The 10220-nt window shown below is 35.9% G+C and carries 9 protein-coding genes and 1 pseudogene; all 10 read left to right on the top strand.

The genetic code is table 11. The features are described from left to right. Nucleotides 1-285: pseudogene (locus A3I9_RS13625) on the top strand (site-specific integrase); the annotation flags it as partial. After that, nucleotides 285-2138, top strand: coding sequence for a hypothetical protein (locus A3I9_RS0111245; RefSeq protein WP_018378188.1), 1854 nt, complete (start codon nucleotides 285-287; stop codon nucleotides 2136-2138). The pseudogene A3I9_RS13625 and the gene A3I9_RS0111245, both read left to right, overlap by 1 nt. Then, nucleotides 2135-3796, top strand: a complete 1662-nt coding sequence (locus A3I9_RS0111240; protein ID WP_018378187.1) for a hypothetical protein — start codon at nucleotides 2135-2137, stop codon at nucleotides 3794-3796. The genes A3I9_RS0111245 and A3I9_RS0111240 overlap by 4 nt, the downstream gene beginning before the upstream one ends. After that, entirely contained in the window at nucleotides 3789-4490 is a 702-nt protein-coding gene (locus tag A3I9_RS0111235) for a hypothetical protein (RefSeq protein ID WP_018378186.1), read from the top strand. The genes A3I9_RS0111240 and A3I9_RS0111235 overlap by 8 nt, the downstream gene beginning before the upstream one ends. 10 nt (nucleotides 4491-4500) lie before the next feature. Then, nucleotides 4501-6354, top strand: a complete 1854-nt coding sequence (locus A3I9_RS0111230) for a zinc-ribbon domain-containing protein (protein WP_018378185.1) — start codon at nucleotides 4501-4503, stop codon at nucleotides 6352-6354. A 234-nt stretch (nucleotides 6355-6588) separates the two neighbouring features. Beyond that, entirely contained in the window at nucleotides 6589-6843 is a 255-nt protein-coding gene (locus A3I9_RS0111225; protein WP_018379124.1) for a hypothetical protein, read from the top strand. Between the two features lie 188 nt (nucleotides 6844-7031). Continuing rightward, nucleotides 7032-7445, top strand: a complete 414-nt coding sequence (locus tag A3I9_RS0111220; protein WP_018379123.1) for a plasmid mobilization protein — start codon at nucleotides 7032-7034, stop codon at nucleotides 7443-7445. Further along, nucleotides 7414-9060 carry a relaxase/mobilization nuclease domain-containing protein gene (locus A3I9_RS0111215; protein ID WP_018379122.1) on the top strand — a complete coding sequence of 549 codons (1647 nt, stop codon included), beginning with the start codon at nucleotides 7414-7416 and terminating at the stop codon, nucleotides 9058-9060. Before A3I9_RS0111220 ends, A3I9_RS0111215 begins: the two co-directional genes overlap by 32 nt. A gap of 93 nt (nucleotides 9061-9153) precedes the next feature. After that, nucleotides 9154-9951 (top strand): ParA family protein, encoded by a 798-nt coding sequence (locus A3I9_RS0111210; protein ID WP_018379121.1) that lies wholly within the window; start codon nucleotides 9154-9156, stop codon nucleotides 9949-9951. A gap of 30 nt (nucleotides 9952-9981) precedes the next feature. Next, nucleotides 9982-10209, top strand: coding sequence for a hypothetical protein (locus tag A3I9_RS0111205; protein WP_018379120.1), 228 nt, complete (start codon nucleotides 9982-9984; stop codon nucleotides 10207-10209). Nucleotides 10210-10220: the final 11 nt, after the last annotated feature.

Below are 10220 nucleotides of genomic sequence, written 5' to 3'. Positions count from 1 at the left end.
TTCCTTAACTCAGATGATGAAGAAGTTGTGTTTTTTGGCCATTTATTGCAAGAGCATAATATCTCCCCTCATATCTTCAGACACTGGTACACAACACAGTTAGTTCTTTCTGGTGTGGATGAGATCAGTGAGCTGATGTCGGCAAGGGGTGACAAATCTCCTGAAAGTGCATGGGTGTATCTACAAAATAAAGGTGAGANAGCTAAACAGTACAGACAAGTTAATGACGGTGTGTTTGATTATCTTAGTTGGAGAGCAAATGATTTATTTGGAGGAGGAGAGTAGTGGCAGTCGATTTAAAAAGATTTCTTGAAGCTCTTTTAATAGAGTTAAATGCAGATACTCCAAAAATGAGAGAGAAGATAAGTCAATATTTATTAGATAATAAGTGGTTTTATATTGGGATAAATAAAGATAATCAGTGTATTAAAGATCATGATACTCAGCTTTTAAAGAAGCGAATAGTTAGCTTTTTGACAACTGAGCCTGGAATTGAATCGATGGAGGCAATTTTTAAACAAAAATTTCCCATGTCACACCAATATTTTAAAGAATTTGTAACTATTCAAAATCTTGAAGAAGCTAGTCAATTTTATCTGATGGATTTTCTTAGTTATTACTTGGAGAAAGACATTTTTCTATATAATGATCGAAACCTTGAAAAACTCATCGAATACGCAACCGAAGCTCTGAGCAAGTCTCATGGTAAAGAGTTGATATCATTTTCTGATTGGTTATTAGGGAAAGGTGTGACACATTACAGAAACTCTTATGTTATGACGAATCGTTATACGCTTGAAGATAAAAACGGAGCATACGAGTTGAATGACTACTTACAATTGATGTTTTATCTTTTTAATGATGACTATATTCAAAAAAATAACATGCTTTACCTTGCAGCCCAATCTAAAGATTACGCTGACACTTGGCTTTATCTTGCACTCCATTTTATATGTGCCTTTAGAACTACAGATTTGGAAAGAATTGGACACCCCAAATTATCTCGTGTTCCTAACGACATACTAAGGGCAGTCAAGAATGGTACTTGGACTACTGGTGAGGCAAGGCGAACACTCCTTAGTATTACCACAAGATTGACATATCTCAACATTACTCCAAACAAGACTAAGAGAGCTTCAAATGTCAGCCAATTGAAATTCCATGTGCCTGAGAGCTGTCAGGTGCTGATTGGAACACTCCTGGCTATCTGTGAGGCACATTATCAAATAGCAAACAAACAAGCTTCTGAGTCACCTCTAATCAGGAAGATATCCGACTATGAACGAATTCATAGATACATGGGAGAAGAAATTGGTAGCTTATTTTTAGAAAGAAACTTTAGTAGCCGTTCAGCAAATAAATCATATCTCCAAGCTGTCGCGATGCTCGCCGATGATGTCATAGAGGAGAAATCTGAACTCAACATAAAAGGGTATTTCTTAGCAGCCTTAGCTAGAAGTCACAAAGGCTCTTACGATGAATTTGCTCAAACGACGTCAACATACTTAAAGGATGCTCAATTAGGACAAGTGCAGCCTGAAATGGTTGCAAAAGAACTATTTGAGAGAGGTGTACTATCAATGGTTCCATCAATGTTATTGACGATTGTAACGAGAGGTAAGTACAAAGAGCTGACTCCAAGTCAACAAACACGGATGATTAAAGAATTAGATCTGACACCTGCGGAAATAGAAAAAACTTTAGAAATTAGTATAAGAGCTGATTCTCGCTCGCAGAATGCGCTAAAAACAGTTATTCAAGAGCAATTGAGTCCTCAACAATTATTGACAGTTTGCCATAGAATCGGTAATGGAGAAGCATTTTCCAAACAGACCGAAAGCATGTGCTTGTTATCTGCACTTGGTAAACTTTGCCCCTACATCGACAAGCAGCATTGTGTAGGTTGTCAATATGAATTGCAGACGAAATCAACGCTTTTGCTTCTCATCGGAGAATTTAATCGTTTGAACCATCGTTATAACGAAGTAATAGATGATTTAGAAAAAGGAAAGATAAAAGCAATATTGGAATTGCAGTTGAAGCCCTGTTTGACTGAAATGCTACAGTCGCTTTCTGAGCAATACGGTGAAGAAGTCTTGAATGACTATGAAGAAATAATAAAGGAGTTAATCCATTGATTACAGAAGCAAAGCTATTTCAAACCATTAAAAGTATTACCGAAATCGATCAAGTCATGGTTGATAAGGCACATGTGTATTTTAAGGACTATTATGAAAAAGATATCATTCTTACTCCTGATTTTGAATCAGGAAAATGGTTATTAACTAATGAATATGCTAATGTAAATTTTCTCTTCAATGTTAACAGATTTCAATATGAACGATATTTTGAGACATTGACAGGTTTTACTTACCATTCATTTATTGAATATTTGAAGTCATATGTAGTCTTATCTATGGAACAGCATGTCCTGACCACTTTGCAAATCTTTTTACGAGATGTAAAAAGATTAGTAAAAACAACAAAGCAAAATGTTGTATCGGATATGGCAAATATCAAATTATCAGCTCCCAACTTATGTTTTGACTTTTTTGCAAGTCTACCTTGCGTTGAAGATTCACAAATGAATCAATTCTTGGAACAACTAGATCATGTGATTGCATTGCAATATCAATCAAAATCAAAGCAACAGCGTCAACTAGCCCAATTTCAGTCCTATTTTGCATTTAACGATATCCTAACTGACTATTGGTCTCAACCCCTCCCTGAAACTGAAAGGTTGTTTTACTACCCAATTTATCTTTGGTGGCAAATTACAGCAGTAGTTCCCTTACGACCACGGGAATTTTTATTGACTCAAAGAGACTGTCTATCTGAGAAGAATGGTAAGTATTATCTAACTCTTAGAAGAAATAACCTAAAAGGAAGAGAGAAGGCGATTTCACATAAAATTACTGAAGACTATTACTTAACGACCTATGAGATTCCCACTAATCTTGCTCAATCAATCCAACATTACTTAAAATTAACACAAGATTTAGAGTCAACAAAATTAAATACACTTTTTGTAACCGATACGCATTATCAGCGTTGGAATAGAAAGACAGGTATCAATAACCGCTTTTTAACGTATCAAAATATCAACACCATATTAAAGTATTTCTTTAATGAGATTATTGAGGTGAAATATGGCTATCAAGTACATTACATCGATCCCATATCTCGATTGGAAGATAAGGAAATCAACTTTATCCATATCGGAGACACTAGACATATTGCAATGATCAACCTAATTGCTGAAGGGGCTAGCCCAGTAACTGCAATGTTGCTTGCAGGCCATGATAACGTAGCAACTTCGTCACATTATTTTTCAAATCTTAGTCAATTCATAGAATGTCGAAGCTATCAAGTATTTCGTAAGCTGACTAGTTCACAAACAACTTATGAGATTAGTAAGGCACAACCTAGATATACAGTAGGAAAGGCGTTTGTTCAATTAGAAAACAAAGGACGGTGCTACTCACCGAGGTTTGCTTCGGGTGATTACTCAGATTGTCTAAAAGTTATCAGTAATCATGCAGAACTTGGAGCTTGTACGAGTTGTCCGTTCTATCGCAAGGCTGGAAAAGAGTATTTTTCAATGGATAAGACTTACAAGAAGTCAGTTGACCAAGAAGCCCTTATTGTTGATGAGGCTGTAAAACGAGTTAGACAAGGCAAGGGGAATATGGAAGATATTGGCGAGGCACTTTTGAAGCTATCGTCTGTAAGCCACTCGTATCAAGAGTATTTAGGTGCGAAACAAATGTTTAAAGCGGAGGGGTTAAATGGCTAGAAGAAGACTAATTTCTGATGAAGATTTATTCGAAAAATTCGAGGAATATGTCTTAAATGAGTGTTCAAATGATATTTCTTTGTTCAAATTACCAAAATTCGGTGATTACTTAAGAGTTACAGGTTTTCCCGAAGTTACCGATACTACCTTGAGGCGAAATAAAAATTTTCGATTAACTATCGAGAAACGAAAAGCTGAGGCAGAGGATGAAGAATTTCAAACTATCATTACTTACAAGACCTTAGATATAGACAGTTTTATGATGACCAATCGAACACCCAGGGCAATCCGTTCAGCACTAGTTGAACTGAACAAATACTATAAAGGGATTGTTGAAGTGGCTTTAAAGTATAAAGATGAAGCAGAAGTTCTGGTAATTGAGAATAAAAAGTTAAAGGATCAACTTGAATTGACATCAAGTAATATTGAAGAGTGCAAGGTATTAATGGATGAAATCAGCTCACTTAAAAGTATCATCAAAACTACTGTCTATCCTGAAATTGCTAACGAACTATTAAAAGCAGAGGGTCTTTTGAAATCAGAGAATAGAATCATTTCTGATGATTATCTAGCAAGTCAGATTATTACAGCAGATTCAAAAATTGATTTTCAATCAAAATCAACCAACAATGATGGAGCTAAAAATAAAATTGTAAATATAAAAAATTTACTAGATAGCAAAACAAATTATTGAGAGATGAAGTATGATAAAAACAATAAAAGAAGTGCCAGGTATGCTGTTATACTGGAATTTGAACTTGAATATATTGGATTTAGAAAGTACAAAAGTAAATAGTCGGCATTATGCAAACTGGATATGCCCCAGCTGTTCGTATCAATGGGAGGCTAAAATCAATGACATTTATAAAATAAGTCTGAAGATTCCCGATTTTTGCCCTTGTTGCAATCTTGGAAAAGTTCTTATTAGTGAGATAAATAGCATCAAAGCTATGTTTCCTGACTTTGAGAATTATATAAATTATCATCGTGAGGATAGAGAAACGATTAGTCACTTACTACAGAATCAAAGATTTAACTCTAGACATATATTCCAACTTAAATGTCCAACTTGTCATAGCTCCTGGAGAGATGCAGCTATAAATTTAAGATTATTTCAGTCTGAGGAAAAGGAAATATTCCATATTGGTTGTAATGAGTTATCGTATCAAAATTACTATACTGAAGTCTATCCGAATCTAGGACAAATATATAACGATGAGTTGAATGATATTCAATTCAATGAATTAAGGCTGAACACAAATGTTACAAAACCTATGCATTGGAACTGTGACAAGTGTCGTTATGATTTCACAATGCCAATTGATAGTTTGTTCGCTAGAATAAGGCGAAACGGCAGTTATTGTACTGAATGCAATGCAAGTTTTAATAACCCATTACAGAATTCATCAACAAATGCACCATTGGATTTTTTAACACCAGACTACATTGATGAATGGTCAGAAGAGAATAACATATCACCTAATCAAGTTGATGCGCTTTCAGATATGCCTGTAATATGGAGTTGTTCAAAATGCAAGGGTTCCTATTCATGTAAAGTCTATGAAAGGACTAACCATAGTTGCCCATTTTGTAGCAACAAAGAAATGTTGAGAGGCTTTAATACACTAGATAAAACCCATCCATATCTAAAACAATTTTTACATCCAAATAACCTGGAAAGTCTAACAGATTATTGGCACCAATCTACTGAAGAAATTACTTGGATGTGTCCTTGTTGCGATATTTCATTTGAATGCAGTCCAAAAGAAATGATTACTCGAACAGACTCTAAAAACGTATTTGTTCAATCCTGCCCAAATTTCTGTGAATGGTCAACCAGTGTATTTAAAAATAATTCTCTGCATAACGAACCCATTCTTATCAAAGAGTGGAGTGAAAAAAATAAAATACCTATGTTTCTAGCCCTCACAAATGTAGAAACTAAGAAATATTGGTGGAATTGCTCAGATTGTAAAAATGACTATCTTTGCTCTATACCAATTCGAAGAGAAATTCAAAGTTGCTGTCCGTATTGTAATAATGAGTTGCCTTTAAAGGGTGTAAATACCTTATTTGATCTTTATCCTGAATTGAAAACAATCTGGGATACAGAAAACAATATTACTACAGAATCTGTTATCCTAGATTACAAAAGCAATAGAAACTACAGTTGGCGCTGTAATAAATGTCAAATAAGCTACAGAGAAAGTATCAATGTAGTACTGAACAGATACTTAACTGATACGGTAAGTATCGATAATGTCTGTCCCAGTTGTAATAAATTAGATGTTCCTTATGTAGAAAATAACATGAGCGAAACATACCCTCATTTATTGAAAGAATGGGATTATCTAAACAATATGTTGCTTGGAAATCCAGAAAATCATACAGAAAATAGCAGACAGCAAGTATGGTGGATTTGCAACAATAATCCCGAACATCGCTATAAGGCATCTATTAAAAATAGAATAATGTGTGAGATAAGAAATCAAGAGCCATGTTCGATATGTAAAGGATTTAGAAGAAAACGAGCTCATTTTGTTCAATTTAAGAAATAATAAAACAGGTCTAAAATATAGATCTGTTTTAAATTTATGTAAAAAATGGGGGGATCTCTATGTCCGAAAACATAGTTTTAGGTATCAAATTAAATAGAAAAATGTACTTTTGAAAAAATTTCCAGTTTTGTCGTTAATAAAGTACACTTTTATAGAAAAATGAAGGTATCTAGAAATTCCAGTTTAGCCTTGAATTAAGTACATTTTTAGCTGATTTATCCTAGAAAAATTTTTTTGGTTATAAAGTTAACAACTTTACTCGCAAATCTGTTCTATTTTGAGAATGGAAAGTACTCAAAAAACCAAAATTTTATTGAAGCAAAACGCAGAAAGGCGATTGCTATTTTGGACGAATACCGTGAAGAATTAGCTGAAATTGATTCTACGGTATCTGAAGAATATGGAGAAACAATTCTCTATCTGGAAAGTATTTCCGATGAGGAATATCTTTCTCTGAAAGAGAAACTTCTATCGCAGATGGAAGTTTAGAAAAGGTGCGTAAGCACCTCTTAGGGGTTTGGGGATTTCCCCAGAAGTTTTAATAGGGATAGGTACACTCCTGGAAGAAAAGACACTTTTCAGGAGGTACCAAACCCTATTAAAAATAGAAAGGTGATATCACCTTGCTCTGCTTGCCATACCGAAAGATGGGGGTGGATAGGAAAGGAGGGGGAGCGATGAGTGACCCAAAGAAATTGTTTAGAAACCTTCAAAGAATTGTGAGGTTTTCTCCCGATGAGTGGGCGGCTGTTCGCTCGAAGTTGGATAAATTGAACATAAAAAATTTCAATAGCTACGCTGTGATGATGCTGACACAAGGTAGAGTGATTACGGTTGACTTTAAGGAATTAGTAGAACTACGAAAGGAAGTCAATCGGATTGGTGTCAACATCAACCAACTTGCAAAATATATCAATACATCCGAGGAAGTGACCGCAGAACAGTATCGCAGCTTACAAGAACAGATACAAAGTGTTAAGGACTTGGTGTCGGATAAATTTGCTAGTGAGTCTAGCTTACTTGAAGAACTGATGGAGAAACAAGAAGGAGGTGGAAACAGTGGTCGTGACCAAACACTTGGCACCGATTAAGACAGAAATGAGCCTAAAGAGAGGTATCCGCTATATACTCAATTCGGAGAAGACAACAGCGGATTACTTCATCGAAAGTGACTTGAACTTTCCTAATCAGATACTGCCTGATGGAGAAATTGTATCAAGACTTATTTCAGGTCACATGGTCAGTGACCTAGAAAAAGCAGGCAGTGAGTTTTTACAGATGAAGCAACTTGCGAACCTAACGAAAGGTAGAGCCATCAATCATCATTTGAAAAATGCCAATACAGTTTTAGCCCATCACATCGTACAGTCATTTTCTCCAGAGGACAACTTGACCCCTGAAGAAGTACACGAGATTGGACGAAAGACCATCATGGAATTAACAGGGGGAGAGTACGCTTTTGTTATTGCGACACATTTAGATCAAGGACATCTGCACAATCATATCTTTTTTAATTCTACGAATGAGGTCACGTTGAATCAGTTTCGCTGGCAAAAAGGAACCAAGAAGTCTTTGGAACAAATATCAGATAAACATGCTGAGTTGGCAGGGGCTAAAATCCTTTCTGACCGTTCTATTTTTGACCACAAGGCTTACCAAGCCTACCGAAAACAGAATAGCTATAAAACAGAAATTAAGTCCCGTCTTCAGTTTGCGATGCGGTTTTCAAAGGATCTAGAAGATTTCAAATCAAAAGCAAAGGAACTTTCGGTAGAGGTCAATTTTTCTAGAAAGCACGCTACTTACAAACTACTTGACCAACCACAACAGAAAAATACCAGGGCACGACAACTAGATAAGCGAGGGCGATTTGAGGCGGATGCTATTACTGCAGCGTTAGAAAAACAAATTCCTGAAGAAGTTACAAGTCCACTCCAGGAACTCTACTATCAAGAGCAAGAAGAAGAACAACTGGAGTATGAAATGCAACTGAAGATAGAACCTTGGCAAGTTGAATATGAAACTGCAACAGGTATTTATCTGAAAGTTGATTTCGGTTTACAAAATCAAGGTACGGTTAAAATTCCTTACCGTCATTTGGAAAAACAAGAGGACGGTTCATTCCAGGTGTTTATCAAACGATCAGATTTTTTCTATTTTTTGAATCCTGACAAGTCTACCAGTAACAGATACATGAAGGGGGCAACATTGCTGAAACAGTTATCCTACGAAAGTGGCGAATATACTCTAACAAAGAACAAACGGATTGCCCAATTAGATAAACTGTTTAGCCAGTTTGAATACCTAGCTAGTCGTGACGTGCTAGACCGTAGTCAGTTCCAGGAGTTAGGAACTAGCCTGGTTGATAAAATGGAAGAAGTCCAGCAGTTGCTTGATATGCTGGATGGCCAGATTGCCAAACTAAACAAGATTAGTGCAGCCTTACAAGACCTGCAAGCAGATCGTCCAGTAAACGAATTCTTGTCAATCAAGATTTTAGAGGAGTACAATGTTCCGCTTAACACACCTGTTGCCGAGGTAGTTAAGGAAGTGGTCGAAGTTACCGTAGAAAAGCAAACGCTAGAAGAAAAGTACGAAGCTGTATTGAATGAGCTGGAACAATACCGTGAAATTGAGAAGAGCGGTTCCTCACCAGAAACTGAAAAAGAAGCTGCGGAAGAAAAATCAGAGGATAGGTATTTATAATTATATTGACAATTATCAACATAATCTGTATAATAGAATCATCAATATAAATATCAACATAATTATGTTGATAAAACGGAAATGGAGTTTATTATGAAGATTGTTACATTTGCTGCGATTAAAGGTGGCGTTGGAAAAACTACCCTAACTTACAATTATGGGGAATGGCTGGCTGACCAAGGTTATAAAGTGTTATTTATTGACCTAGACCACCAGTGCAATCTAACTCAAACTTACGATATATTCGAGAATGAAGAGACGGTCGCAAGTATCTTTACACGTGCAGGCAACGTCAATATCCATCAAGTAGCACCGAATATTGACTTGATCGCTGGTTTCATTCGATTAGATACAATCGAAAAAGAGTTAGAAACAAAGAACTATAAAGATATGTTGCTGTATATGTGGTTGAGAGATAACTACGAGTCAAAAGACCTGGGACAATACGACTATATTCTGATTGATTGTCACCCTGACTTCTCTACAGCTACTAAAAATGCTGTTATTGTTAGCCACGTGGTTCTTAGTCCTATCACACCAAGCAAGTTTGGTTATGATGCTAAGTCAAATTTGAGCAATCGAATTGATAAGCTGCGTGAAGAGACTTTTGATTTCAGAACTAGAGAAAGTTACGTGACTGCTAAGTTGTACCTCATTGCCAATATGATTAAGCACAATACCAACTCATCCAAACAGATGGTCAAGGCTTTAGAGGTTGAAGATAATGTCCTAGCTTTTATCCCCTACAAGGAGCTTTTCAATCGGTCTACACTTGATACGATTTCACTTGCTACCATGAAGAAAAACAAGGCGACATATCAGGAACATAGAGAGTTCTTTGACAACCTTGACGTGACTTTCCAGAAAATTTCTGATACAATATCAATATAAATATAATGATAAATATAATGAGGTGTAGAAATGGCATTTGAACCACAGGATGATAAAATCAGAGATATTCTAAACAAGAGCGTGGACTTGGTGCAAACAAGTGGTATTGTATCAAATCTATCTGATAACTTTGAGCGTACTAAACAATTTCAGTTTACACTGCAGCCGTCAGTGAGAGAAAAAATTAATCAACTTGCAAAAGAAAGTGGCTATCGCTCAGCTTCAGCTTTTATCAATGATTATTTCAAAAAGCTTTGATACGAGAAAAC

The sequence above is a fragment of the Streptococcus ovis DSM 16829 genome (assembly GCF_000380125.1).
Taxonomy (GTDB): Bacteria; Bacillota; Bacilli; order Lactobacillales; family Streptococcaceae; genus Streptococcus; species Streptococcus ovis.
This window is presented reverse-complemented; position numbering and strand designations above follow the sequence as displayed.